We start from the raw sequence: 22,160 nt of genomic DNA, 5'->3' as shown, positions 1-22,160 counted from the left end.
ACAAGCGGCGGCATCCTCTTTCACGCGGCCTCGCTGGCCGATGGAGTCAATGTCGCGCAGCTTGTAAGCCATTATAACCATACCAAAGTCTAGGCCGGGGCCGGTTCGCGCACCTCCGCCGGCAATTTTTCCCACGCGCGGATCAGTTCGCCAACCGAAGCGGCCTGCATTTTACGCATCACATTGCTGCGGTGCAGCTTCACAGTGATCTCGGTTATACCTAGGTCGTAAGCGATCTGCTTGTTCAGCCGCCCCAGTGCGACTTCGCGCATGACCTGACTTTCCCGCGGCGTCAGCGTCGCATAGCGTTCGACCTGTTCATGGACGATTTGCGCATTGGCACGCTCGGCAATGTCGCGTTCGATCCCCGCGGTTACGGCATCGAGCAAGGTCTGATCGCGGACCGGCTTGGTCAGAAAATCGACCGCGCCGGCTTTCATCGCCTGCACCGACATGGGGATGTCGCCGTGCCCGGTCAGGAAGACGATGGGTTTGGAAATACCCGCAGAGGCCAGATGCTGCTGGAGGTCGAGCCCGCTCGCGCCCGGCATTCGTACGTCGAGGACGAGACAGCCCGCGCGATCTAGAAGCGGCGATTCGATGAGGTCGCGGGTCGAGGCGCAGCATTCGGCCTCTATCCCTACCGATAACATCAGCTCGCTGATTGCGGTGCGAACGTCCTCATCGTCGTCGACGACCAGCACGAGCGGCGGCTGTTCCTCGCATGCCGGTCGGATCATCTTTGCCTATCCTCTGCTTGCGACGGGCGCGACCGCCGTCTTGCGAGTCGCGCGTCGAACCAGGCTTTGGTGTCGCCGCCGAACTCGGCGGGGGCCTTGCGCTCGAGCCGGCCGCCAATGTCGGCCAGCGTCTCGCTCGCCAGCGTGTCGCGCATTGCCTTTTCGGCCTTGAGCATGACCGCATGGATCGAGCACACGCCGCGCGTCGCCCACTCGGGCGCGCCGTCCTCGAACAGAGCGCAACGCCCGCGTATGTCTTGACAGTCGAACAAGGGTTTGCGCCCCTCGATCGCATCGACCAGTTCGAGCACGCTGATCGCATGGGCCGGCCGCGCGAGCCGATACCCGCCGCGCACGCCTTCCGCTGCCGTCACGATCCCCGCCTTTTCCAGCTTGGCAAAAATCTTGGCCGCGAAGCTCGACGAAATTCCCTGGAAGAGAGCCAGATCGCGGGCGCTGCGCGGCGCATCGCCCGCATCGATCAGGCCCAGCAGGCAATGCAGCCCATATTCCACGCTTACGGTCATGTGCGCCATAACGCAGAGTATATTTGTCCGCGTTTGGCAAGGCAAGACATTCCTGCCTTTGCCTTGCCTTGCCTTGCCTGCCACATTCAGTTTTCGGATGGGATGAGCGATCCTCAAAAATTCCAGGCGACGCCCGCCAGGACTTGATGCCGATCCCATTTGGTGCCGCCGCTGCCAAGGTCGCTGTAGCGATATTCGACGCGCGCCGAGATATGGTCGGTGACAGCCCGTTCGATGCCGCCGCCAACCGACCAACCGTCGAGATTGTCCTTGCCGCTGCGCGGACCTTCGAGATCGAGGATCTGCACCCTGGTGCGGATATTCTCATAACCGCCGCGCGCATAGACGAGCGTCTTGTCGGTCACGAGGTAACCGGCGCGGACGCCCAGGTCGAAACCATATTCGGGATTGATCGCGGCCGATGCGTCCTTTTGCGCACGCGACAGGTCGTCGTCGAACCCGAAATTGACCGCTCCTTCGGCCGAAAGCACGACCTTGGCGGTTGGCTGGAGATTATAGCCGAAGAAGATGCCGGCGGTCGCCGCATCGCGGCTGTCGTCGATCGTGGCGGTGCCAAGGTCGGTCTCGACCGAGCCGAGCCGATTCTGGCTCCAGCCCGCCTGCGCCCCGACATAGGGGCCCTCGAAGGTCTGGGCCGCCGCGGGCGCCGCCGTGCCGACGGCGATCAACGCGCCGAGCGAGAGGGGGAGAGCAAGATTTTTCAACGCATGTTCCTTTCTGTCGGTTGAAAATTGGGGCGCGCGCGGCTGGGGGGCGGGGCCGCGCGCGCCCCGCAGTCAGGCGCCCTTCCGGGGAGGGAGGAAGGCGCCATCGATGCCGCCCGGCCAGGGCGTCACCGTTTCACCGGCGACCATCCAGGTGCCGGAATCCTTGCGCATGCGAAGCTCGTACATCGCGGGCGGAGCGTCGGAGCTCATGCGGCGATAGAGGATCGCCGTCGCATGATCGCCCTGCTGCTCGACGTGAAGCACCCGATGTTCGGTCGAAAGCGGCGCTTCGCCCGCGTTGCGACGCGACCGGAATTCAGCGATCGAATCGTCGCGAAGAATTCGGGTCACCTCTCCGTCGCTGCCGAGGACCAGGAAAATCTGGTCGGGCGTGTAGAGCCTTTCCATGCCTTCGATGTCATAAGCGCTGCCGACATGGACGACGTCGTGGATCAAGGCGGCGATGGCGGGCTCGACGGGAGATTGGGTCATGCTTATTTCCTTCGATGTTTGGGGATGAGTCAGAGCAGCGCCATGCCGCCGTCGACGCGGAGGTTGATGCCGGTCACGAAGCTGCTGGCGTCGGACGCGAGGAACAGCGCAGCGCGCGCGAGTTCCTCCGGCCGGCCGAGCCGCGCGAGCGGGATTTCGCCCGCCATTATCTCGGCAAAGGCGCCACGCTCTTCGGGTGCCACGCCCAGCTTGCCGAGGATCTCGGTTTCGGTTGGCCCGGGACTGAGCATGTTGACGCGGATGCCGCGGTCCTTGAATTCGAGCGCCCAGCTTCGCGCGAACGCCGCGATCGCCGCCTTGGTCCCGGCATAGACGGCGTGGCCGTCGAGCACCTTGTCGCTCGCGAGCGAACCGACAAGGATGATCGAGGCTCGCTCCTGCAGGTGCGGCGCGATCGCCTGGACCCCAAAGAAAGTGCCGCGGGCATTGATTCCGAACTGGGTGTCATACTCGGCTTCGCACACCTCGCCCGATGGCGTGATCGTGTTGACTCCGGCGTTCGCCATATAGATGTCCGCACCGCCGAAACGCTCGCGAACAAGGTCCGCGACCGCGCGGTGGTGCGCCGGGTCGGCGACGTCGCCGCAGATCGCTACCGCAGCAGGGCCGATCGACCGGACTGCCTCGTCGAGTGCGGCCTGGCGCCGCCCGGTGATCACCACCTGCGCGCCCTGCTCGGCAAAGAGCTTCGCGCTCGCGAAACCGATGCCGCTGTTGCCGCCGGTTACTACGGCGACCTTTCCCTTCAAACTGTCCATAATTCACCTCTGTGGTTGAAGACGGAGATGGATTTGGCTTTTCCACTTCGGAAAATTAGACTGGAGGCAGGCACATCATTTTTGCTAAAAACTATCGAATGACCGCTGGCCTCGAACCGACGACGGGACTTGAAGCCTTCGTGCGCGCCGTCGAGACGGGTTCGTTCAGCGCCGCGGCGCGTCTTGCCGGGACCACCCCCTCCGCGGTTTCTAAGAGCGTCGAACGGCTCGAACGACGCCTCGGCGTCAAGCTTTTCCTCCGGTCCACCCGTTCGCTGACGCTGACTGTCGACGGGACCGCCTATTACGAGCGCATCGCCCCGCTGCTGCGTGCCCTCGACGAAGCCGGCGACGCCTTGAAGGGGGCTGAACGCGCGCAGGGGGTGCTGCGCGCCAGCATTCCCGGCGTGCTCGGTTCCGCGTTGATGGAAGCGCTCACCCGGGAATTCGTCCCGCGCTATCCCGAGATCAAGCTTGAGATCAGTATCACCGATCGCCATGTCGACCTGATCCGCGAAGGCTATGACGTGGCGTTGCGTGTCGGCGAAATGGGGAATGTCGACTGGATGGTGCGACGTCTTGCGACCCTGCCGCTCATCCTCGTCGCGGCGCCTCAATGGCTCGAACGCGTTGCCCATCCCGCGACGCGCGAAGCGCTCGCGCAATTGCCGCATATCCGGTATCGGCTTGGGTCGCAGGCCTATCCCATTCGCTTCGCCGACGGGACCGATCTGCTGCCCGAAGGGGCACTCGACACCGATTCGGGTCAGGCGATGCGGATTGCGGCGCTCGGCGGGGTCGGCATTGCGCAGCTGCTTCGGCTGGCGGTGGCGGACGATCTTGCCGCGGGACGCCTCGCCGAGATATTCCCGCACGATCCGCTCGCCTCGGTTCCCGTCCAGGCGCTGCACGCTTTCGGCCGCCTTGCACCGCTGCGCGTCCGATTGTTCACCGATTTTCTTGCAGACAGGCTTGCTGCGCATTCGGCCTGACGGACCATAAGCGTGCAGCGAGACGGGCTCGCACGGATGCCGCATTTCGAATTCCCTGGACTGGAGGGGGCGGTGTTCTGCCGGTTGGGGGCATACCGGCGCGCTCGGTCGGTACGCCCCCGGGGGAGCCTTCGGCTGGAGATCAGAAATCCCAGAAGGCAGCGACCCAGCGGAAGGCGTCGCCATCGGCGGCGACGCGGCCCACCGAAGGGAAGGGCAAATGCGTCGCGACGAGATACTCACCGCTCGCGGCCGCTTGCTGCAACAGGCGAACGCGCACGCGCACCGATTCTTCGGGATCATGCTCGAAGCCGTTATGCCAGTCGGGATGGTCGAAACCGACGGGGAAGAGCGCGTCGCCCGCGAAGGTGAGGCGCTCGCCACCCGATGCGACATGGACGACGCAGTGCCCCGGCGTGTGCCCGCCGGTCAGCTTTGCGACCACGCCCGGCGCCACTTCGCACTCCTCGTCGAAGGCCATGATCTTGTCGGCATAGGCATCGATGAACTGCGTAGCGGTCTTGCGCAGAACCTCGGGAACGGGGTTAGGCATCGCCGTCTGTTCGAAGTCGGGGGTCTGCCAGAAGGCGATTTCGGTGGCCGTGACATGGATGCGCACGTCCGGATTCAGCCGTCGATTCACGTCCTCGACGAGCAGCCCCCCGACATGATCCATGTGCATATGCGTGATGATGATGTCGGTGACTGATGCCAAGTCGATCCCCGCGGCCTGCAGCCGCTTGGGAAACTGGCCGGCGCGTGGGAAACCGGGGAACTGGCCGCCGAGGCCCGCATCGACCAAGATGGTCTTGTCGCCGCTGCGCAGCACGAGGACATTGAGAGCCCAGTCGAACATGTCGGGTCCGACGAACATATCCTTGAACCATTCGGCGCGGACCGCGGGGTCCACATTGGTGGCCATCGTTTCGGTGGGCAGCGGCAGCACGCCGTCGCTTACGACAAGCACATCGATGTCGCCGATCCGCAGCGCATAGCGCGACGGAACCAGCTCTTCGAAGCCCGAGGTGTCGGGCGATGCAATAGTGTCGGGTTTCATGTCTCGATCCTCCTGAAAGCCGTGCAATCACGACGTTCAGCAAGCTAGGCAGCGGTCGGCTCCTGGTCGATTGGATCGAGGCATTGGTTGGACCATACCTTCGGACAGGGACGATTGCCGGCATCGATAGCCGCAAAGCTGCTTTTGCTTGCTTTGCGGCGCTGACAAGGACCACGCCCTCTGGGAGCGAACGCTTTGGCCTGTCGCTAAACGTCCGCTATCCCCGTTTACACGCTAAAAGCCGTCAGTCCGAAATCGGCCAGTCTGCGTTGTCTCATAGCGGGAACTTACCAAGTCGAGGTTAATGAGCGGTCGGCGGATTATAGGGTGATCAGCTTCCCGCGAAATGGGTAGCGGTGGGGGAATAACGCCCGACGTTTCCGATATCGCCAAGGTCGAAGCCCATGATCTGAAAGTCAATTCCACGCAACGGAGGTTCGGCGTCGGGAAGGCCTGGCTGACTTGCGGTCGTTTGGGCAGGTCGGGCAGGAACTACGGTCGCGTCCGTCAAGGTGGTGTAATTTCGGCTGTGGCCGTGGGCCATCGTCAGGCGGCTTTGGCGGTGATGTGTAGGGGCTGATTTTCCTCCTCGATCATGGGTTGGTTGAGTTCGGCCATGCCTTCGATCTGCATGTATCGGTGCTGGAGCTGCCACTCGTCGTTCTGCTCCATCAGCACAGCCCCGACGAGGCGGATGATGCTGTCTTCGTTCGGGAAGATTCCGACGACGTCGGCGCGGCGCTTGACCTCCTTGTTGAGCCGCTCGAGCGGATTGGTTGAGTGTAACTTCGTGCGGTGCTGGGTGGGAAAGCCGGTGTAGGCGAGCACGTCGGTTTCGGCCTCGTCCATGCAGGCGCCGAGCTTGGGCCAACGGGTGCGCAACTGGTCGGCGACCTGTCGCCAGACCTGCGTTGCGCTTTTCTGATCGGGCTGCAGGAAGACCTGGCGGATCGCGGCGGCGACGACAGTGTTCTGGCCCTTGGGCACATAGGACAGGGCATTGCGCATGAAGTGCACCCGGCAGCGCTGCCAGGTGGCGCCCATGACGCGGGTGATCGCGCCCTTGAGGCCCTCGTGAGCATCGGAGATGACCAGCTTCACGCCGGTAAGACCGCGCCGAACAAGGTCCTTCAGGAAGTCGGACCAGAAGACCTCCGCTTCCGAGGGGCCGATATGCAGGCCGACGATCTCGCGCCGGCCCTCGGTGTTGACGGCCATGGCGATTATTGCGGCAACGCTGATGATCCGCCCGCCTTCGCGTACCTTGAGATAGGTGGCATCGAGCCAGAGATACGGCCATTCGCCGGTGAGCGGGCGTTTCAGAAAGGCATGGACGCGCTCGTCAATGTCCTTGCAAAGCTTGGAGACGGTGGACTTGGAGATGCCGGTCATGCCCATGGCCTGGACGAGTTCATCGACCCGCCGGGTGCTGACCCCGCCGATCCACGCTTCCTGGATCACCGCAACCAGCGCTTTCTCGACCATCTTGCGGGGCTCAAGGAAGCCCGGAAAGTAGGACCCAGCACGCAGCTTGGGGATTTTCAGGTTCAGCGTGCCTACCCGGGTATCCAGCGAACGGTCGCGATAGCCGTTGCGCCAGGTCGCGCGCTCGCTGCTGCGTTCGTGGCGACCCGCGCCGATCAGGCCATCAACGTCGGCCTCCATGATCAGCTGCAGCACGTTCTCGGCGATGGTGCGCAAAAAATCCGGTTGGCCGCCCTTCGCAGCAAGCTCTTCGATCAGTAATCTGTCCTCGGTCATCGGGAACTCCTCTTCGTCACGGTTGAAGTGTGCAAACTCCACCATAACGATGAACCCGGTGGCCACCAGCGACGCCGCATTCCGGGGTGGGGCATGCCCCACCCCGGAATACACCATCGCCTACACCGGAAATTACACCACGAGCGCGGACGCTAACGGAACTACGCTGAGGCTCGGCCTTATTTCAACGCCGCCAACAGCAGCTACCGCATATTGCTGATAGCCGCCCACGCTGGGAACCTCCGGATCATCCATCACTTGCCGCAAGACGTCCAGAGCGTTGAGGATCGTGCCTGTACCGCGTGCGGATTCGACAATCTCCCTCACCGCTTCGGTCCCACTGCCCAAAACCATCACGGCTATCCGCGTAAAGTCGACTTCCTCCGCGGTGCACATCGCGAGGGCATTATCGTCGATTCTGACCTCGAACGTGAAGGCTTGGGCTGAAGCTTCGGGCGTACTGCGTCCGAATACCAGGCCTTCAAAGAGATGCGCGTCTGTTCGCAGCCACTGGCGGCGCTCATTCACGACAAGCGCGGCACAGCGCGCATAGAGGTTCGCAACCTCCTCGACGGTCGGGCCTGTATCGTTTTCGACGAGCGAGACGAGATTCTGAAGGCAGGTCGTTGCCAATCCGTGCGCGGTCTGTCCGGCAAAGCTGTTGCCGGCGAAGGCGAAGCCCATGTTGGGCAGATAGGTCTTCTCCGTCGCAATTCGGTCACCCCAGCGATTCAGCACGATCGGCACCGAAAAGATCTTCGGGCCGGCCATCGCGACCGTTTGAAAGTTACTGCCAAACATGGTGTCGGCCGCCACGGCCACGCCCTCGACCATATTCCACGCAAGCACCAGCGTCATAATAGCTCTCCTAATTTTGGTTGATGGCGCGGGATGACTAGAGGAATGTGCCGGTCAAAGCGCGTCTTCTGCCGCTCTCTGGCGTCTATTTGAACGGGCCCCATCTTGAGCGGTCATCCGCCGTGGTTGCGGTGCGGGTCCTCAGCCGTTCAGCCGGGGAGGTCATTGGTTTCGTTCGTATGGTGCGTCTCGCGTCCTCGAGACCCTGTGAGCGATATGGATACTCGGGCGCTTCGCGGTCGAACAGCGCGCCGTCGTGGTCTCGACTGAGAAGAACGTGCAAGGCTTCGATCAGTCCGGTGCCCATGGCTTCGTCCTCTCCCTATCGCGCAGATTAGCGCGCGGCTCACGAGAACGGCAAAGCCTATACTAAACTTGTGAGCGATGTCTGCCTTTCACGATTTGGCGCCGAAAGCAGACGGGCAACAAACGGCCAGTCTTTCCAATCACCAACCGGCGGGCACACAAAAAAGACGCCCGCGCGGCCGAAACCGTGCGGGCGTCAGATGAAGATCTCGGTTTCCTGAAAGGACGAGGTCTCCTGGGTCGCACGGCGCAGATAATGTCGCGGGCCGGGTAATAATTGTACCGCTGCGCCAAAAAAGATGCCTAGGAGCGTCTAAGACGCCGACTACAGGTTGGTTCAAATAGGACTCGTGCGGTCTGCAATCGGCCGCTCATGGCGGTTTGTTCAGCCCGGGTTCGGTTGCGCGCCGCTACGCTTGGTCCATGATTGAAGGAGACGGGTCATGAAAAAATATATCGCCGCCGTGGTTCTCGCCGCGCTCGCCGTTCCCATTGGCCCGGCGCTCGCGGATCCGCCGCCTTGGGCGCCGGCGCACGGCAAGCGCGCCAAGGATCGTGGTCTCTATGACGGATATGGGCGCTACTACGAGCCTCGCCGCATTTCACACAACGACCGTATTTGGCGCAGCAAGGATGGCCGCTACCATTGCCGCCGCGAGAATGGCACGACGGGATTGATCATTGGCGCTGCCGTTGGTGCGCTCGTCGGGCGCGAACTCGATGGCGGGCGTGACCGCACGGTCGGCACGATCATCGGCGCGGCCGGCGGCGGGCTGCTCGGTCGGGCTATTGATCGCGGCGAACTGAAATGCCGCTGATATGAAAGGACGGCGCGAGAGGGACCAGTCTGCTCGCGCCGTCCCCTTGGGCACCGCACGCAGTGGGGGTGCGGGCGGTGACGAAAAATCTACTCGACAGTCTGATCGCGCAGGCGACGTGCCTTCGTCACGCGCAGCCCGGGTATGCCCGCCCGGTCGATGGTGCGGCGCCACGATTCCAGCTCTTCGCCGCTGAGGCGGTATCTCGCGCAGGCGTCGGCCAGCCCGATCAGCCCGCCATCGATCGCGGCAAGCGACTCCGCCTTGCGGCGCGCGACCCAATAGCCTGCCGTCGATGAAGGCAGGTCGTCGATTGTCAGCGGCCCGACCGGCCCGGCGACCGATGTCGGCCTCGTCGTAGATTCGAGCACTGCGAACTCTCCATTCGCTCGGCTGCTGCCGTATGAGTGCCCCCCCGCGTCAAAAATGCGGTTTCGAGGTTAACAAAAGGTTGCGGAGGGGCATGGGATGCGCCCAACCGTTCGTCGCTCATGGGACGCGACGGGCCAATTTATGTGCGGGAGGGCGAGCCGCCTGCGGTCCTCTCAACGATTGCTGCTATTGCCAGGCCGGGCGGAATGCTGCAGCATTTTTCCATTAAGAGGGGGAAACTTATGAGAAATGCGAATATTTTTATGGCGATGGCGATGGCGCTGGTGGCATCGCCGGCTCAGGCTCAGACGGTGCCGGACCTGCCAGCCAATCCGCTGAAGGCGATCGACGGCGAATGGTATGGCGTCGACCACAAGATCAAGTTGTCCGTGGCAAATGGCGTGGTAACGATCGTGGAGAACGACACCGCCGATCCCTACCTCAAGAAAATCGCGGCACCTGCCGGAACCGTCATCGCTCGCATCACGGGCGTGGAATCGACCGGACCCAAGTCGGCGCGGTTCGTCGGCCAATGCCTCGAATTGATCGACACCTCGCGGTCAGACACGATGGCGTGCCCTGGTCACGCTTTCGTGCAGTCGGCGGCCTACGACGGCAAGCCCGGATTGAAGATCAATTTCTGGACCGCCGCTTTTCTTCGCAAGGGCAATATTCCCGAGTATCAATGGCAATATCGGAAGTGACTGACCAACGAGCGGAGCAATAATTTCCGGCAACAAAATCAGGGACCGCTTGGGCCAGATCCGATGTGATAGCAGCCCGCCCGCTATCAGCCACTAGCCGCGCTGTCGTGGTTCGGATGCCGCGCGGAGGTTTCAAATCCCGCCTGATGGGCCATGATCGGGGCAAGTCCACCGATAACCTTCATTTGTCGCGACCGGTATTTTCCGGAGCGCGTCGTTCTCTGGTGAATCCGTGCATGCCGAACCACCACTGTAATGCGATTATCGCGCCCTTGGCGGGTTGAAGGAACCCGATCATCAAAACGAGCATGGCGGTCACGATTATCGCGGCCAATGCGATGAGCGACAGCTTCGTGTCCTGAACGAGTGCAATGATGATCGGCGCCATAATATGCCCCGTCAGGAGGATCGCGATATAGGCCGGGAAATCGTCGGCTTGCTGATGCGTCCAGTCTTGCGCGCACGCGGAGCAAAAAGGGAAGGGTTTGAGAAAGCGATGAAATAGCTTCGCTTCGTTGCAGCGGGGACAGCGACCGCGCGCGCCGCGGAGCATCGCTTTCCAGGCCGAGGCAGGAAGCTCCGCGCTTTCCGTCTTAGGATTCCCGTGATTGGCGGAGATCGGTAATTTTCGGGCGTTGTCCGCACGATAAGAGCGATCCAGAGGCGTTTGCATGAAATCGGGCATCAGCCGCCTCCTGCGCGAAGGGGGGCGCAGCGAGCGGCTCCCGCCGAAGCAAGCATATTCGATATAAAGGCGAGCATGATGTATATATACAGTATCGATCCATAATGTTAAGATTGATAAATGATGCATGAAACATCATTGGAGTCGATATGATCACATCGCAGCAGATGCGCGCGGCGCGCGCGCTCCTCGGGATCGACCAGCGCGAACTTGCCGAACTCGCGGGTCTCTCGCTTCCGACGATCCAGCGCATGGAGGCGTCGAACGGCCAGGTCCGTGGTGTCGTCGATACGCTGGTGAAGGTGATTACGGCGCTGGAAAGCGCCGGCATCGAACTGCTCGGCGAATATTCGTCGAGTGTCGGATCCGGGCGCGGCGTGCGGCTTCGCGAGCCCGCCGACGCCGATCTCAAGGCGCCCGGCCGCGCGCTTCTGTCCGCTAAATTTCCGAGTCGGCCCGCAATCCGGTGAAGTCCGAGGCCTATACGCCGAAGCTCTTCACGGTCTTTCGCGAGGGCTATTCCGTCGCCACATTTCGGGCCGATGCGATCGCGGGCCTGACGGTTGCCATCGTCGCGCTGCCGCTGGCGATGGCGCTTGGTATCGCGAGCGGCGCGTCGCCCGACAAGGGGCTGATCACAGCCGTCGTCGCGGGCTTCCTGATCTCGGCGCTCGGTGGATCGCGCGTGCAGGTGGGCGGGCCGACGGGCGCCTTCGTCGTCGTGATCTTCAACGTCATTGCGAGCCACGGCTATGACGGCCTGTTGATCGCGACCCTGCTCGCCGGGCTTATCCTCATCGCTGCCGGCCTGCTCCGTTTCGGCCAGATGATCAAATATATCCCGCATCCAGTGGTGACCGGCTTCACCGCGGGGATCGCGGTCATCATCGCCTCGAGCCAGGTCAAGGATTTCCTCGGCCTCGCCATCGACAAGGTGCCGGCCGACTTCCTCCCCAAGTGGCAGGCTTATCTGGGAGCGCTGTCCAGCGCGAACTGGGCCGCGATCGGCGTCGGTGCGGGCGCGTTGGCGATGATCGTCGCGCTTCGCAAATTCGCGCCGCGGCTGCCGGGCTTCCTGATCGCGGTCGTGGCGAGCTCCGTTGCGGTGGCACTTTTGAACCTGCCGGTCGACACGATCGGTTCGCGCTTTCCCGATATACCGGCCGGGATCCCGGTGCCGTCGTTTCCCGACATCTCGCTCGCGAAGATCAATGCCGTTCTGCCGTCGGCCTTCACGATCGCTTTCCTCGCCGGGATCGAAGCGCTGCTGTCGGCAGTCGTCGCCGACGGCATGGCCGGGACGCGGCATCGCTCGAACCAGGAACTGATCGGGCAGGGCGTCGCCAATCTCGGCTCGGCGCTCTTCGGCGGTCTCCCCGCCACCGGAGCGATCGCGCGCACCGCGACCAATATCCGGTCGGGTGCGAAGACGCCGGTTGCGGGCATGATGCATGCGGCTTTCCTGCTTGTCTTCATCCTCTTCGGCACGGACCTGATGGCCTATGTTCCAATGGCGGCACTCGCGGCGATCCTGTTCATGGTCGCTTGGGGTATGAGCGAGTATCAGCGCTTCCTCGCGCTGCTGCGGATGCCGAACAGCGACCGGGCGGTGCTGCTGATCACCCTCGGATTGACGGTCCTTGTCGATCTGACGGTGGCGATCGCGGTCGGGGTGACGCTTGCGTCGCTGCTGTTCATGGCGCGTATGGCCGAAACGGTCGAGGTCGACCGGAGCGGCCGCCGTGACGCTGAACTCGATGCCGAAGACCTCGACCAGCGCGACGATTTGCCGCCCGGGGTCGAGGTGTTCCGGATCGCCGGTCCCTTCTTTTTCGGCGTCGCGGGCGAACTGCTCGACACGCTACGCCGCGTCGGGCAGTCGCCGCGCGTCATCATCCTGCGGATGCGGCTCGTACCGCTCCTTGATGCGAGCGGCGCGCAGGCGCTCGGGGAATTTGTCGAACAGGCCCGGCTGGCGGGCGCGCGGGTGATCGTCTCGGGCGTGCAGCCCCAGCCGCGCACCATGCTTGATCGGATCGGTCTGGGCGAAACTGCGCGGCGCATCGCCTATGCGGCCGATTATGCGAGCGCGCAGGCGCTTGCGGTCGATCTGGCGGGCGTGAAATGACGGCGGCCCCCGTGTGCGGCAGGCCATTCGCACGCGCCGCTTCTCGATCGGCCGACGGCCGGGAAGGCCCAATTCTGACCAAGTCTGGAGAATGGAATGAGTAACAGTGACGACTATGTCTATGACGAGGAAAGCGGCGAGTGGATGCCGGCGTCGGAGCTTGCGGAACGCAAGGCCGCAGCCTCGCAGGTCGAGGTTCGCGACGCGGTCGGGAACCTGCTCAAGGACGGCGACAGCGTCGCACTGATCAAGGATCTCGAGGTCAAGGGGGCCGGCAAGACGCTCAAGGTGGGGACCGTCATCAAGTCGATCCGCCTGACGGGCGATCCGCAGGAGATCGATTGCCGTCACGAAAGCATTAGGGGGCTCGTCCTGCGCGCCGAGTTCGTGCGCAAGCGCTAGGTTCTTCGGCGCGGCATGTATTTGACATCGTCGCCTCCGCAGCATGAAGAGAGTGGCAGGACGCGGTGGTGGTGAAGATTGCGGGGTAAATTGACCAACTTTTCCTCAGACTGGTGGATATCCATTGGCCGACCGACATTAGGCTGACGTCCGGCGCTATCCGGAGCAGGTGCTACCCTTACGGATGTTTCCGAATTGGGGCGATGCGCCGGGAAGGCGAAAATCTCCGAGCCGAAGCATCAGGTCCTGCCGGCCTTTGGCCGGGTTGCGACCTGCGGACGAAGAGGAGACAGATGATGTTGAAGAAGACAGACGGGCAGTTGCAGCGCGACGTGATGGACGAGCTCGAATGGGAGCCAAGCGTCGATCATGCCGATATCGGCGTCGCCGTAACCGATGGCGTCGTCACTCTCTCGGGCTATGTGAAAACCTATCCGGAGAAGATCGCCGCCGAGAAGGCGACGCGCCGCGTCGCCGGCGTCCGGGCGATCGCCGAAGAGATCAAGGTTCATTTCGCCTCCGAGCCCAAAATGGCCGATCATGAAATCGCCAGGCGCCTGCTCGATATGATGGCCTGGACGGTGTCGATCCCGACCGACAGGGTTCAGGTCAAGGTCGAGCGGGGCTGGGTGACGCTCAGCGGCATGGTCGACTGGGACTATCAGCGCAAGGAAGCCTTCCGGGCCGCCAGCCGCGTCACCGGCGTCGCGGGCGTAAGCAACCTGATCGAGGTCAAGCAACACCCGGCGCCCGCCGACGTTAAGGAGCGGATCGTTTCGGCCTTCAAACGTCAGGCCGATCTCGACGCCGCCGGGGTGACCGTGACCACCGAGGGCGGAACCGTGAAGCTCGGCGGGAAGGTCAAGGCGTGGGCCGAGCGCGGAGTCGCCGAGCGCGCCGCATGGTCGGCGCCGGGGGTCACCCGCGTCGAGGATAATATCACGATCGCGCTCTGACCCGGCCGACCGGATGGAAGCGCTTTGTGGCCACCCCCGAAAACGGGGTGGCCGCTTTGCGTCAGTTCCGGAAGGTCAGATGAGCGGTGAGCCGGTCGAGAAAAGGCTGCTGGCTCGGAAGTATCATGGTCTCAGCCTCCGCGACCGAGAACCATCGCGCCGCGTCGATTTCGGGAAAAGACTGGCGCCGTCCGCTGCGAGGCGGCCACTCGATCTCGAAGCGATTGCTCACGACCGCGGTAGCATCGAGATCCTGCTCGAGCGCGAAGCCTTCGACGATCTTTCCGCCAGCCTGCCGGAGCTGGCCCAGCGGAACAAGCGTACCTTGCAGCGATATGCCAAGCTCTTCCTGAGCTTCACGGACGGCGGCCGCCTCTGCGTTTTCACCCGCCGCAATTTCTCCTTTGGGTATCTGCCAGGCGCCGCGGTCGCGCCCACGCCAATAGGGCCCGCCGGGATGGACGAGCAAGACTTCCGCGCTCCCGCCCTTCAGCCGATAAAGCAGTATCCCGGCGCTTCGCGCGATCATTGACAGTCGCAGCTGTTTGTCGGCATCGATCCCCTCTCCTGATCATCGCTGCGAGGGGTTCTGCCCGCCAGTCTTCGGCGCCGCCGCGCAGCTATGGCTGAAAGGTAACGCGCCCTTCGTTCCCCGGCCATGTGCGGAATCTACGTATTTCGCGGTCTGACGCTTTCGCTCAATCTCTGACCACGCTCAAGGCGAAGGAGGCCAATATGGATATGCCCGATGTCGACAAGTCGCTTGCGAAACTCGGCGTGCCGCGCCGGATGCGCAAGAAGATCGGCCGCGTTTCGCGATCGCCCAAGCTTCGCGCGGCGGCGGCGCTCGTCCCCATTCTTACCGCTGGCCTCCTCGCGGCGCGAAGGTTGGCACGCAAGGGGTCCTGAAAGTGGCGCCATCGAACCCCGAGGATCCGATTGAGCGTGACCGCGAGCACGCGGCTTCGCTCGGACTGTGGCTCGTCTATTTCGCCTTCGTCATTCTGGGTTCGGTCTGGTTCTTTCTCTTCCGGCTCTGACCGGCGCCGCCCACGCGGGTGCGGCTAATCCTCGAGCAGATGCGGCGACGGCCTGGTTGACCAAGGTCAATGACCTTTGCCGATGCGGTGTTCATGCCTTTCCAAAGATACAAGATAAGGGAGCTGTCGATGGCGGAAATCAGGCACCGAGGGCACGCGAGCCAGCCCCGCCCAATCCATGTCGACGTGTTGATCGTCGGTGCGGGCATCTCGGGCATCGGCTCGGCTTATCATCTCCAACAACAATGTCCGGGGAAGAGTTACGCGATCCTCGAGGCGAAACCGACCTTCGGCGGGACATGGGACACGCACCGATATCCCGGCGTCCGTTCGGATTCGGACCTTTACACCTTCGGCTATCGCTTCAAGCCCTGGGTGGGCGCGCCGATCGCCAGCGGCGCCGAAATCCTCAAATATATCGGCGAGGTGATCGAGGAGAACGAGATCGGGGTCCATATCCACTATGGTCATCGCATTACCGCCTGCCACTGGTCGAGCGCCGCCAATCGCTGGACGATAGAGGCGGTGCGCGCATCGGATGGCGTGGCGGTCACCTTCACGGCCGGCTTCCTGTGGATGTGCCAGGGCTATTATGATCATGAGAAGCCCTACATCCCCGACTGGCCGGGCCTTTCGGATTATGGGGGGCAGTTCGTCCATGCCCAGCTCTGGGATCCGGCGACCGATTATGCGGGCAAGCGCATACTCGTCATCGGGTCGGGTGCGACGGCCGCGACCATCGTGCCGGCCTTCGCCGAAAAGGCGGCGCATGTGACGATGCTCCAGCGTTCGCCGACCTATTTTTATTGCAGCGAGAACAGGAACGAACTGGCCGACCGGCTTCGCGAGGTCGGGATCGACGAGCCCACGGTCCATCGCGTCGTGCGGGCACAGATCATGCACGACCAGGATCTGATGACACGGCGGTGCCAATCCGAGCCCGACGCGGTGTTCGAGGATCTGAAAGCGCTGATCCGGGCCTATTCGGGCAATCCCGACTTCGTCTTCGAGCCGCATTTCACGCCGAAATACCGTCCGTGGCAGCAGCGGCTCGCCTTTTGCCCCGAGGGCGACATCTTCAAGGCGGCGGTGCAGGGCAAGCTGACGGTCGTCACCGACACGATCGACCATTTTACCGCGACGGGTGTCCGCACGGTCGGCGGCGAGGAGATCGAGGCCGACATCATCGTGGCCGCGACGGGATTCAATCTGTCGGTGATGGGCGGCATCCCGTTCGATATCGACGGTACGCCGGTCGATTGGGCGAAGACGATCACCTATCGCGGAATGATGATGACCGGCGTGCCCAACCTCGCCTGGGTCATGGGCTATTTCCGCGCCAGCTGGACCCTCAGGGTCGACATGATGGGGGACTTTGTCTGCAACCTCCTCAACCATATGGACGACATCGGTGCGAATAGGGTCGAGGTCGCGCTCAGGCCCGAGGATGAGGGCATGCAGATCCTGCCGTGGATCGAGGAGGATAATTTCAATCCGGGCTATCTGATGCGCGGTCTGGACGCGATGCCGCGCCGCGGCGACAAACCCGAATGGCGCCACAATCAGGATTATTGGGCGGAGAAGGACGCCTTCCCGCGGATCGACCTGCGCGGAGCGGAGTTCGTCTATGACGGCGAGCGCTCGGGAACGTCGGCGCGCGCCGGTACCGAAGTAACAGCCTGATGGCTCGGCCGCGCCGCAAGGCCGGCCGGGGGCACAGGCCCGCCATCCTAACCGCGGCCGTCCGGAGCGGATCTTGACGCTCGCCCATCAGCTCGCTCTCGCCACGCTCGTCGTCGGTGTCACGGTCGTGGTGCACCTCGCCGGCCTGGCGCTGTTGCTTGCGATCCTGCGCCGTTACCGGCGTGCGTCGCGACGCTATCTCGTCATTCTTCTCAACGGCGGCGCGATCCTCGTCGCCGCCTTTGGGCTGTTTGCGCTGCACTCGGCCGAAATCTGGATATGGGCGGGAATCTACCAGCTTCTCGGCGCCTTCACGGACTTCGAGCATGCCCTGTATTTCTCGACATCGACCTATGTCACGATAGGCTATGGCGATGTCGTCCTGCCCCCGGGGCTGCGCATCCTCGGCGCGATCGAGGGCGCGAGCGGTATCATCCTGATCGGCTGGTCAACGGCCTTCTTTTTCTCGATTGTCGATCGCATGAAACTCCTCGAACGCAGTTTCGATACCGATCATGGTGGCGGGTGACCTAGCGGTGATGCTGACGCGGTGTAGCTGCTAGGCATAACCAGTCGGTGCGGATGACACTGGATTTTCAGCCAGGGCTGCGAGCCACAGCGCGCCCAGTTCAAGATCGATCCAGTCCGCGGCAAAGGGATCGAGCCCGGAACCCGGATAGAGACAATATTCCCCGAAATAGGGCCGGCCCGCGATGTCGTAGAAGTCGACGCGAAGAAAATTCATGTCGCCGGCAAGCGTTTCGGCCGCCTCCAGCATCGCAGGCAGTGACGGCGGCGGGGGCGGTTCGTCCGCGGCCCTGACGAGCTGTCGCCAGCTACGGTCGTGAAGGATCCATCGATGCCGGCGGCCGCGCCCGAGATGGACCTGGACATGCGTTGCGGTGCCGCCGAACACATAGATCTTGTAGTCGATCGGGAGTGGGAGCGCGCCGCCAAGCAGCGGTTCGGCGAGGATGCCGCGCGGAACGTCGCGATAGGCCCATTCGTCGAGCCAGCGCCCGTAGGGTCTGCGCTGCCAGCGGCGAGCTGCTCTGCGCAGTTGCTGCCATCGCTCGCAGTCGGGCACGGCCGTGACGACCCGATATTGATTGCAGCCGTGGCGCGACTTGATGATCGCGGGGGCCGGGAACGGGATCAGCCAGGGCAGGTCCGTGCCTTGCCAGAGCGTCGGCACGATCCACTCCTCGCCCAGCCGCGTCCCCGCCAAGCGCTTCGCGACGATCTTGTCCATCATCTGGGTCTGGATCGGAGACCGATCGGTCAGCTTTCTAAGCTGCACAAGTTCGGTGAAGCGGGTGGGATGGTTCCAGTCGATGCGGTGGCCATGGCGCCAGCCATAGAGAAGACCGACGCGCTGCGCGGCGAGCCGAAGCCCCCGATAGACACCGGGTTGGGTCGGCGCGGCAGCGACTGCCGTGGTCATGGCGCTCCCGTTCCACTACGACCGGCGCCCGGATTTCCACATGCGTGCAGGGTGGCCCAAGCGGCCGGGAGCCGCACATGCTTCGATGGTGTGTCCGCGGCCGTCATGAAACAGGTAACCGTGCAGGTGCGAAAAGGCTGCCTCTCCCGATCATTTGTTCGAGGATTTGGGCGGGGTCCATCCTTGTCCGTCAGACAGCCGTGCCCACCAGCCGGCCGATTCCCGCGGTGATGGCCATCGCGAGCGCGCCCCAGAATATGACGCGTGCAACCGGACGGGTGGGCGCGGCGCCACCTGCAAATGCGCCGAGCCATCCCAGCGCGGCGAGGAACAGCAGCGAACCGATGGCTTCGAGTGCAACGATCCCTGTCGTCGGCGTCAGCGCGGCGACGAGGAGCGGCAGCGCCGCGCCGGCGGTAAAGGTGGCGGCAGACGCCAGCGCCGCGGTGACCGGGCGCGCGGCCGTCATGTCGGTGATATGGAGTTCGTCGCGCGCATGCGTCGTGAGCGCGTCGAACGCGGTCATCTGGTTGACCACGATGCGCGCGGTTTCCGGATCGAGGCCGCGTCGTTCATAAATGCCGGCCAGCTCGTCGCGTTCGGCCGCGGGGTCGCTCGCCAGCTCTCGCTTTTCACGGGCAAGGTCCGCCCGTTCGGTATCGGCCTGCGAACTGACCGACACATATTCGCCGGCCGCCATCGACATGGCGCCGGCAACGAGGCCGGCAACCCCCGAAACCAGGATCGATTGACGGGTGGCGCCCGACGCCGCGACGCCAATAATGAGACTTGCGGTGGAGACGATCCCGTCGTTGGCGCCGAGCACGGCTGCCCGCAGCCACCCCGTCCGCGATACGAGATGGGCTTCGCGGTGATCGCCGCGCGCCGACGGCCAGGGACCGGACAGAAGGGTGCCCGTCATCCGTCGCGCCCTTCGACCCACATCAACGCCGCGCCGCGATCCTCGGGCTTGAACACCCTATAGCCGATATGCGGCAGAAGCGCGCTTTCGATCCGCGTGAGGGCCCGAATCCAAAACTGATCGGCGACAACCGCGACGCGGCCGAACCGGTCGAGCTTTGCGAAAAGCGGCGCGGCCCGCGCGATATGCGCGGCCAGCCCGCTGATCTCGATACCGTCGATCGACCGCGTCTCGGCATAGACATGCACCGTCTCGTTCGCCGCCATCGCGACGTCGAGCCGGTCCATGATTGCGGCCAGATCCTCTCCCGTGATGTTGCCCTCGATACGGACGGCGAGCACGTCGTCGTTCGTTTTGATCATTTCGAACATGCCGGGGCCTTTCCGGTGACGCTCGCCAGCATCGCCGCGACGGCGAGCAGGTCGAGCGCGAGACTTTGCGCCGCAGGGACGATCGAGGCGAACGGCCAGGCGAATCCGATAGCCAGCGAGACCATCATGCTGACTGTGCCCGAGAGATAGAGCCAGCCGCGGCCCGCATGGCCCCGCACGAGGGCAAGCGTCAGCCGCGCCGCCGCTCCAGCGGCGAGAATGCCCGCCATCGCCATGGCGGTATGATAACCGCCGAGCAGCGGATCGACGAACAGAATGATCGCTTGAACAAGACAGGCGAGCGCGCTTGCCTGCCAGAGCCGCCGGTCCAGCCGGTCATTGCAGGTCGCCGCCATGCGACCTTGGACGAGCGCGGCGAACAGCATCGCGGCGACCAGCATGTAGATGGCGGCGATCGTCTCGAGGAAGGTGCGCGAGAGGACGAACAGGATGAGGAGGCACACCGCCACTCCGATCTCGAGCACCGAGATTTCCTTCCAGAGGCCGCTCTGCACGGGTCGGCCGGGCGCATCGGTCGCAATCATTGTCGTCTCCCTTTGCGGAAATTGCGTCGGGAGCAGGCATAACGCCGTGCCGGAAGCGCCGCATTGCGGGATTCTACGGACTCGCCCGTTCCTCCGCTTCCGGTCGCGGTGACGCGGCGCGGGTCCCTTTGGCGATATCGTCGCCGTCGGCGGCCAGCAACGCGCGAAACGCGGCGAGACGCGTCCGATACCCCTCGGCATCGCCAAATTCGAGAAATTCATAATAGCGCTGATGCGGGTCGCTGATCTTCAGCGCATGCTTGATCGGGCACCAATATTGCTCGGTCCGGCTCCCGATCTCGCGAGCGTAGGCGATCACGCCATTGGCGTAGGCGCAATAGCCGCAGTTCAACGCTTCGACCCAGTTGAGATAGGCGAGGCGCCCCCGATCGAATGCGATATAGTCGCGCCGCTCGACACGGGCGATCCCATAGGCGCGAAAGCATACGGCCTGGTAGACGCTGATCCAGATATCGAGCAGGACCAGCGGAAGCAGCATCGAGTAGATGACGGGCGCGGTGATGATGGCACCGAAGGAGGAGCGGGCGAGAAACGCCCGCACGCTCGTCTTGAGTTTCCTCTGTTCGATCACGATGCCGCGCTCGAATTCGACAAGCCGGTCATGGACCCGCACGCCCAGCGCCCTCCGCCGATGTTCGATCTCGCGATCGAGTTCGGCCTGCAGATCGACGATGGTCCGCGCGATCTCTTTCATGCGCTGCGTCACGCGGCGGGCCTCGCCGTGCGCGGATCGTCGGCTTCGATGATGACCTTCAGTGCCTTGGTCTCGGCCGCCCGCGAGAAGACCTCATATGCGTCCATCATGTCGGCCATCGCAAAATGATGGGTGACGAGCTCTCCGGGATCCAATTGTTTCGCCTCGACCATCCGCAAGAGCTGCGGCGTCGAGACGGTATCGACCAATCGCGTCGTGATCGTGATATTGCGGGACCAGAGGTGTTCGAGGTGCAGGTCGGCCTTGGCGCCATGCACGCCGACATTCGCAATCGTTCCGCCGGCTGCGACAAGCAGCTGACAAAGTTCGAAGGTGGCGGCAACGCCGACAGCCTCGATCACCGTGTCGGCGCCGCGCGCATCCGTCATCTCCATCAGCGCCGCCGCGGCATTGCGCGTGCCGCTGTTGATCGTGTCGGTGGCGCCGAACCGGCGCGCGACCTCAAGGCGTGCCTCGTCCAGATCGATCATGATGATCCGGGCGGGCGAGAAGAGCTGCGCCGTGAGCAGCGCGGCAAGGCCGATCGGGCCCGCGCCGACGATCGCGACGGTCGATCCCGGCGCGACCTTGCCGTTGAGCACGCCGCATTCGAAGCCCGTCGGCAGGATGTCGCTGAGCATGACCAGCGCATCCTCGCCGGCCTCTTCGGGAATGGCATGGAGGCTCGTGTCGGCATGCGGGATACGAACATATTCTGCCTGCGTACCGTCGATGATGTTGCCGAGGATCCAGCCGCCCGTCGTGCAATGCGATGGCATGCCCCGGCGGCAATAGTCGCAGCGGCCGCACGCGGTGATGCAGCTGATCAGAACATGGTCGCCGGGCGCGAAAACGGTCACGCCCGTCCCGATGCTGTCGACGATACCCACGCCCTCGTGCCCGAGGATGCGCCCCGGTTCGCAGCTCGGGACATCGCCCTTCAATATATGAAGGTCGGTGCCGCAAATGGTCGTCCTGGTGACGCGCACGATCGCGTCGCCCGCATCCTGCACCTGGGGCACCGGCCGCTCCTCGACGGCTTTCAGGCCGGGGCCGTTATAGACGAGGGCTTTCATGCGATGTCTCCTTTATAAGTGGCGAGGCGTCCGGACCCTTGCCTTGGCGGTCTCGATTG

At 63.5% G+C, this 22,160-nt stretch carries 28 protein-coding genes; 11 read left to right on the top strand and 17 right to left on the bottom strand.

Annotation, left to right across the window (positions count from 1 at the left end; genetic code table 11):
* Nucleotides 1–89 precede the first annotated feature (89 nt).
* The 5 genes from LH19_RS20205 to LH19_RS20185 all read right to left on the bottom strand — a co-directional run bounded on the left by LH19_RS20205 (nucleotide 90) and on the right by LH19_RS20185 (nucleotide 3,266).
* Nucleotides 90–740, bottom strand: a complete 651-nt coding sequence (locus LH19_RS20205) for a response regulator transcription factor (protein ID WP_054731583.1) — start codon at nucleotides 738–740, stop codon at nucleotides 90–92.
* Nucleotides 737–1,426 (bottom strand): RrF2 family transcriptional regulator, encoded by a 690-nt coding sequence (locus LH19_RS20200; RefSeq protein WP_234715979.1) that lies wholly within the window; start codon nucleotides 1,424–1,426, stop codon nucleotides 737–739. Before LH19_RS20200 ends, LH19_RS20205 begins: the two co-directional genes overlap by 4 nt.
* Nucleotides 1,381–1,992, bottom strand: coding sequence for an outer membrane protein (locus tag LH19_RS20195; protein WP_054731581.1), 612 nt, complete (start codon nucleotides 1,990–1,992; stop codon nucleotides 1,381–1,383). Before LH19_RS20195 ends, LH19_RS20200 begins: the two co-directional genes overlap by 46 nt.
* 72 nt (nucleotides 1,993–2,064) lie before the next feature.
* Nucleotides 2,065–2,487, bottom strand: coding sequence for a hypothetical protein (locus tag LH19_RS20190; protein WP_054731580.1), 423 nt, complete (start codon nucleotides 2,485–2,487; stop codon nucleotides 2,065–2,067).
* 29 nt (nucleotides 2,488–2,516) lie between these two features.
* Entirely contained in the window at nucleotides 2,517–3,266 is a 750-nt protein-coding gene (locus LH19_RS20185; protein ID WP_054731579.1) for an SDR family NAD(P)-dependent oxidoreductase, read from the bottom strand.
* 98 nt (nucleotides 3,267–3,364) lie between these two features.
* On the opposite strand from LH19_RS20185, the gene LH19_RS20180 reads away from it, so the two are divergent.
* A complete protein-coding gene (locus LH19_RS20180) occupies nucleotides 3,365–4,258 on the top strand; it encodes a LysR family transcriptional regulator (RefSeq protein ID WP_054731578.1) in 894 nt (297 codons plus the stop codon).
* 142 nt (nucleotides 4,259–4,400) lie between these two features.
* On the opposite strand, the gene LH19_RS20175 is transcribed toward LH19_RS20180, so the two are convergent.
* From LH19_RS20175 to LH19_RS20165, 3 genes are all read right to left on the bottom strand, one after another.
* Complete coding sequence (locus LH19_RS20175; RefSeq protein WP_054731577.1) at nucleotides 4,401–5,315, bottom strand: MBL fold metallo-hydrolase; 915 nt, start codon at nucleotides 5,313–5,315, stop codon at nucleotides 4,401–4,403.
* A 546-nt stretch (nucleotides 5,316–5,861) separates the two neighbouring features.
* On the bottom strand, nucleotides 5,862–7,076 hold the full coding sequence (locus LH19_RS20170) for an IS256-like element ISSpma2 family transposase (RefSeq protein WP_006954973.1): 1,215 nt from the start codon (nucleotides 7,074–7,076) through the stop codon (nucleotides 5,862–5,864).
* A gap of 132 nt (nucleotides 7,077–7,208) precedes the next feature.
* A complete protein-coding gene (locus tag LH19_RS20165) occupies nucleotides 7,209–7,934 on the bottom strand; it encodes an Ntn hydrolase family protein (RefSeq protein ID WP_054731576.1) in 726 nt (241 codons plus the stop codon).
* Between the two features lie 749 nt (nucleotides 7,935–8,683).
* On the opposite strand from LH19_RS20165, the gene LH19_RS20160 reads away from it, so the two are divergent.
* Complete coding sequence (locus tag LH19_RS20160) at nucleotides 8,684–9,058, top strand: glycine zipper 2TM domain-containing protein (RefSeq protein ID WP_054731575.1); 375 nt, start codon at nucleotides 8,684–8,686, stop codon at nucleotides 9,056–9,058.
* An 89-nt stretch (nucleotides 9,059–9,147) separates the two neighbouring features.
* Here the strand turns inward: LH19_RS20160 and LH19_RS20155 are convergent, their stop codons facing one another.
* Nucleotides 9,148–9,429, bottom strand: a complete 282-nt coding sequence (locus LH19_RS20155) for a DUF1153 domain-containing protein (protein WP_054731574.1) — start codon at nucleotides 9,427–9,429, stop codon at nucleotides 9,148–9,150.
* Nucleotides 9,430–9,705: 276 nt separating this feature from the next.
* Here LH19_RS20155 and LH19_RS20150 point away from each other — a divergent pair, with 276 nt between their 5' ends.
* Nucleotides 9,706–10,134, top strand: a complete 429-nt coding sequence (locus tag LH19_RS20150) for a hypothetical protein (RefSeq protein ID WP_167346289.1) — start codon at nucleotides 9,706–9,708, stop codon at nucleotides 10,132–10,134.
* Between the two features lie 181 nt (nucleotides 10,135–10,315).
* Here the strand turns inward: LH19_RS20150 and LH19_RS20145 are convergent, their stop codons facing one another.
* Nucleotides 10,316–10,819 (bottom strand): DUF983 domain-containing protein, encoded by a 504-nt coding sequence (locus tag LH19_RS20145; RefSeq protein WP_322787389.1) that lies wholly within the window; start codon nucleotides 10,817–10,819, stop codon nucleotides 10,316–10,318.
* Nucleotides 10,820–10,968: 149 nt separating this feature from the next.
* Between LH19_RS20145 and LH19_RS20140 the strand changes: the two genes are divergently transcribed.
* The 4 genes from LH19_RS20140 to LH19_RS20125 all read left to right on the top strand — a co-directional run bounded on the left by LH19_RS20140 (nucleotide 10,969) and on the right by LH19_RS20125 (nucleotide 14,305).
* On the top strand, nucleotides 10,969–11,289 hold the full coding sequence (locus tag LH19_RS20140; RefSeq protein ID WP_054731571.1) for a helix-turn-helix domain-containing protein: 321 nt from the start codon (nucleotides 10,969–10,971) through the stop codon (nucleotides 11,287–11,289).
* Complete coding sequence (locus LH19_RS20135; RefSeq protein ID WP_145923534.1) at nucleotides 11,286–12,947, top strand: SulP family inorganic anion transporter; 1,662 nt, start codon at nucleotides 11,286–11,288, stop codon at nucleotides 12,945–12,947. Before LH19_RS20140 ends, LH19_RS20135 begins: the two co-directional genes overlap by 4 nt.
* A 96-nt stretch (nucleotides 12,948–13,043) precedes the next feature.
* Nucleotides 13,044–13,349, top strand: coding sequence for an alkylphosphonate utilization protein (locus tag LH19_RS20130; RefSeq protein ID WP_054731569.1), 306 nt, complete (start codon nucleotides 13,044–13,046; stop codon nucleotides 13,347–13,349).
* A 293-nt stretch (nucleotides 13,350–13,642) separates the two neighbouring features.
* Entirely contained in the window at nucleotides 13,643–14,305 is a 663-nt protein-coding gene (locus LH19_RS20125) for a BON domain-containing protein (protein WP_234715978.1), read from the top strand.
* Between the two features lie 61 nt (nucleotides 14,306–14,366).
* Here the strand turns inward: LH19_RS20125 and LH19_RS20120 are convergent, their stop codons facing one another.
* Nucleotides 14,367–14,834 carry an NUDIX domain-containing protein gene (locus LH19_RS20120; protein WP_054731568.1) on the bottom strand — a complete coding sequence of 156 codons (468 nt, stop codon included), beginning with the start codon at nucleotides 14,832–14,834 and terminating at the stop codon, nucleotides 14,367–14,369.
* A gap of 206 nt (nucleotides 14,835–15,040) precedes the next feature.
* Here LH19_RS20120 and LH19_RS28795 point away from each other — a divergent pair, with 206 nt between their 5' ends.
* From LH19_RS28795 to LH19_RS20110, 4 genes are all read left to right on the top strand, one after another.
* Nucleotides 15,041–15,214 (top strand): hypothetical protein, encoded by a 174-nt coding sequence (locus LH19_RS28795; protein WP_156344052.1) that lies wholly within the window; start codon nucleotides 15,041–15,043, stop codon nucleotides 15,212–15,214.
* A 2-nt stretch (nucleotides 15,215–15,216) separates the two neighbouring features.
* Nucleotides 15,217–15,345 carry a hypothetical protein gene (locus tag LH19_RS29675; RefSeq protein WP_257720439.1) on the top strand — a complete coding sequence of 43 codons (129 nt, stop codon included), beginning with the start codon at nucleotides 15,217–15,219 and terminating at the stop codon, nucleotides 15,343–15,345.
* Between the two features lie 129 nt (nucleotides 15,346–15,474).
* Nucleotides 15,475–17,028 (top strand): flavin-containing monooxygenase, encoded by a 1,554-nt coding sequence (locus LH19_RS20115; RefSeq protein ID WP_054733998.1) that lies wholly within the window; start codon nucleotides 15,475–15,477, stop codon nucleotides 17,026–17,028.
* A gap of 73 nt (nucleotides 17,029–17,101) precedes the next feature.
* A complete protein-coding gene (locus LH19_RS20110) occupies nucleotides 17,102–17,557 on the top strand; it encodes a potassium channel family protein (protein WP_054731567.1) in 456 nt (151 codons plus the stop codon).
* Nucleotides 17,558–17,587: 30 nt separating this feature from the next.
* Here LH19_RS20110 and LH19_RS20105 read toward each other — a convergent pair whose 3' ends face one another.
* The 6 genes from LH19_RS20105 to LH19_RS20080 form a co-directional block, all read right to left on the bottom strand.
* Nucleotides 17,588–18,472, bottom strand: coding sequence for an ATP-grasp fold amidoligase family protein (locus tag LH19_RS20105; RefSeq protein WP_082395951.1), 885 nt, complete (start codon nucleotides 18,470–18,472; stop codon nucleotides 17,588–17,590).
* Between the two features lie 190 nt (nucleotides 18,473–18,662).
* Complete coding sequence (locus tag LH19_RS20100; protein WP_054731566.1) at nucleotides 18,663–19,394, bottom strand: VIT1/CCC1 transporter family protein; 732 nt, start codon at nucleotides 19,392–19,394, stop codon at nucleotides 18,663–18,665.
* Nucleotides 19,391–19,765: a SpoIIAA family protein gene (locus tag LH19_RS20095; RefSeq protein WP_054731565.1), complete on the bottom strand. Its 375-nt coding sequence runs from the start codon at nucleotides 19,763–19,765 to the stop codon at nucleotides 19,391–19,393. The genes LH19_RS20100 and LH19_RS20095 overlap by 4 nt, the downstream gene beginning before the upstream one ends.
* The gene (locus LH19_RS20090) at nucleotides 19,753–20,310 is read right to left on the bottom strand and encodes a hypothetical protein (RefSeq protein WP_054731564.1); all 558 of its coding nucleotides are present in this window, start codon (nucleotides 20,308–20,310) and stop codon (nucleotides 19,753–19,755) included. The genes LH19_RS20095 and LH19_RS20090 overlap by 13 nt, the downstream gene beginning before the upstream one ends.
* 73 nt (nucleotides 20,311–20,383) lie before the next feature.
* Nucleotides 20,384–21,037, bottom strand: a complete 654-nt coding sequence (locus LH19_RS20085; RefSeq protein WP_054731563.1) for a hypothetical protein — start codon at nucleotides 21,035–21,037, stop codon at nucleotides 20,384–20,386.
* Entirely contained in the window at nucleotides 21,034–22,101 is a 1,068-nt protein-coding gene (locus LH19_RS20080) for a zinc-dependent alcohol dehydrogenase family protein (RefSeq protein WP_054731562.1), read from the bottom strand. Before LH19_RS20080 ends, LH19_RS20085 begins: the two co-directional genes overlap by 4 nt.
* Nucleotides 22,102–22,160: the final 59 nt, after the last annotated feature.

Source organism: Sphingopyxis macrogoltabida (genome assembly GCF_001314325.1).
In the GTDB taxonomy this organism is placed as follows: Bacteria; Pseudomonadota; Alphaproteobacteria; order Sphingomonadales; family Sphingomonadaceae; genus Sphingopyxis; species Sphingopyxis macrogoltabida.
This window is presented reverse-complemented; position numbering and strand designations above follow the sequence as displayed.

What these genes read in the sequence shown, in the direction of transcription:
- LH19_RS20175 (WP_054731577.1), bottom strand. Translation starts at nt 5,315, where the DNA reads ATGAAACCCGACACTATTGCATCGCCCGACACCTCGGGCTTCGAAGAG.
- LH19_RS20090 (WP_054731564.1), bottom strand. Translation starts at nt 20,310, where the DNA reads ATGATTGCGACCGATGCGCCCGGCCGACCCGTGCAGAGCGGCCTCTGG.
- LH19_RS20200 (WP_234715979.1), bottom strand. Translation starts at nt 1,426, where the DNA reads ATGGGATCGGCATCAAGTCCTGGCGGGCGTCGCCTGGAATTTTTGAGG.
- LH19_RS20115 (WP_054733998.1), top strand. Translation starts at nt 15,475, where the DNA reads ATGGCGGAAATCAGGCACCGAGGGCACGCGAGCCAGCCCCGCCCAATC.
- LH19_RS20120 (WP_054731568.1), bottom strand. Translation starts at nt 14,834, where the DNA reads ATGATCGCGCGAAGCGCCGGGATACTGCTTTATCGGCTGAAGGGCGGG.
- LH19_RS20105 (WP_082395951.1), bottom strand. Translation starts at nt 18,472, where the DNA reads ATGACCACGGCAGTCGCTGCCGCGCCGACCCAACCCGGTGTCTATCGG.
- LH19_RS20160 (WP_054731575.1), top strand. Translation starts at nt 8,684, where the DNA reads ATGAAAAAATATATCGCCGCCGTGGTTCTCGCCGCGCTCGCCGTTCCC.
- LH19_RS20100 (WP_054731566.1), bottom strand. Translation starts at nt 19,394, where the DNA reads ATGACGGGCACCCTTCTGTCCGGTCCCTGGCCGTCGGCGCGCGGCGAT.
- LH19_RS20205 (WP_054731583.1), bottom strand. Translation starts at nt 740, where the DNA reads ATGATCCGACCGGCATGCGAGGAACAGCCGCCGCTCGTGCTGGTCGTC.
- LH19_RS20165 (WP_054731576.1), bottom strand. Translation starts at nt 7,934, where the DNA reads ATGACGCTGGTGCTTGCGTGGAATATGGTCGAGGGCGTGGCCGTGGCG.
- LH19_RS20180 (WP_054731578.1), top strand. Translation starts at nt 3,365, where the DNA reads ATGACCGCTGGCCTCGAACCGACGACGGGACTTGAAGCCTTCGTGCGC.
- LH19_RS20145 (WP_322787389.1), bottom strand. Translation starts at nt 10,819, where the DNA reads ATGCCCGATTTCATGCAAACGCCTCTGGATCGCTCTTATCGTGCGGAC.
- LH19_RS20095 (WP_054731565.1), bottom strand. Translation starts at nt 19,765, where the DNA reads ATGTTCGAAATGATCAAAACGAACGACGACGTGCTCGCCGTCCGTATC.
- LH19_RS20130 (WP_054731569.1), top strand. Translation starts at nt 13,044, where the DNA reads ATGAGTAACAGTGACGACTATGTCTATGACGAGGAAAGCGGCGAGTGG.
- LH19_RS20140 (WP_054731571.1), top strand. Translation starts at nt 10,969, where the DNA reads ATGATCACATCGCAGCAGATGCGCGCGGCGCGCGCGCTCCTCGGGATC.
- LH19_RS28795 (WP_156344052.1), top strand. Translation starts at nt 15,041, where the DNA reads ATGGATATGCCCGATGTCGACAAGTCGCTTGCGAAACTCGGCGTGCCG.
- LH19_RS20125 (WP_234715978.1), top strand. Translation starts at nt 13,643, where the DNA reads ATGATGTTGAAGAAGACAGACGGGCAGTTGCAGCGCGACGTGATGGAC.
- LH19_RS20150 (WP_167346289.1), top strand. Translation starts at nt 9,706, where the DNA reads ATGGCGCTGGTGGCATCGCCGGCTCAGGCTCAGACGGTGCCGGACCTG.
- LH19_RS20170 (WP_006954973.1), bottom strand. Translation starts at nt 7,076, where the DNA reads ATGACCGAGGACAGATTACTGATCGAAGAGCTTGCTGCGAAGGGCGGC.
- LH19_RS20080 (WP_054731562.1), bottom strand. Translation starts at nt 22,101, where the DNA reads ATGAAAGCCCTCGTCTATAACGGCCCCGGCCTGAAAGCCGTCGAGGAG.
- LH19_RS20190 (WP_054731580.1), bottom strand. Translation starts at nt 2,487, where the DNA reads ATGACCCAATCTCCCGTCGAGCCCGCCATCGCCGCCTTGATCCACGAC.
- LH19_RS20185 (WP_054731579.1), bottom strand. Translation starts at nt 3,266, where the DNA reads ATGGACAGTTTGAAGGGAAAGGTCGCCGTAGTAACCGGCGGCAACAGC.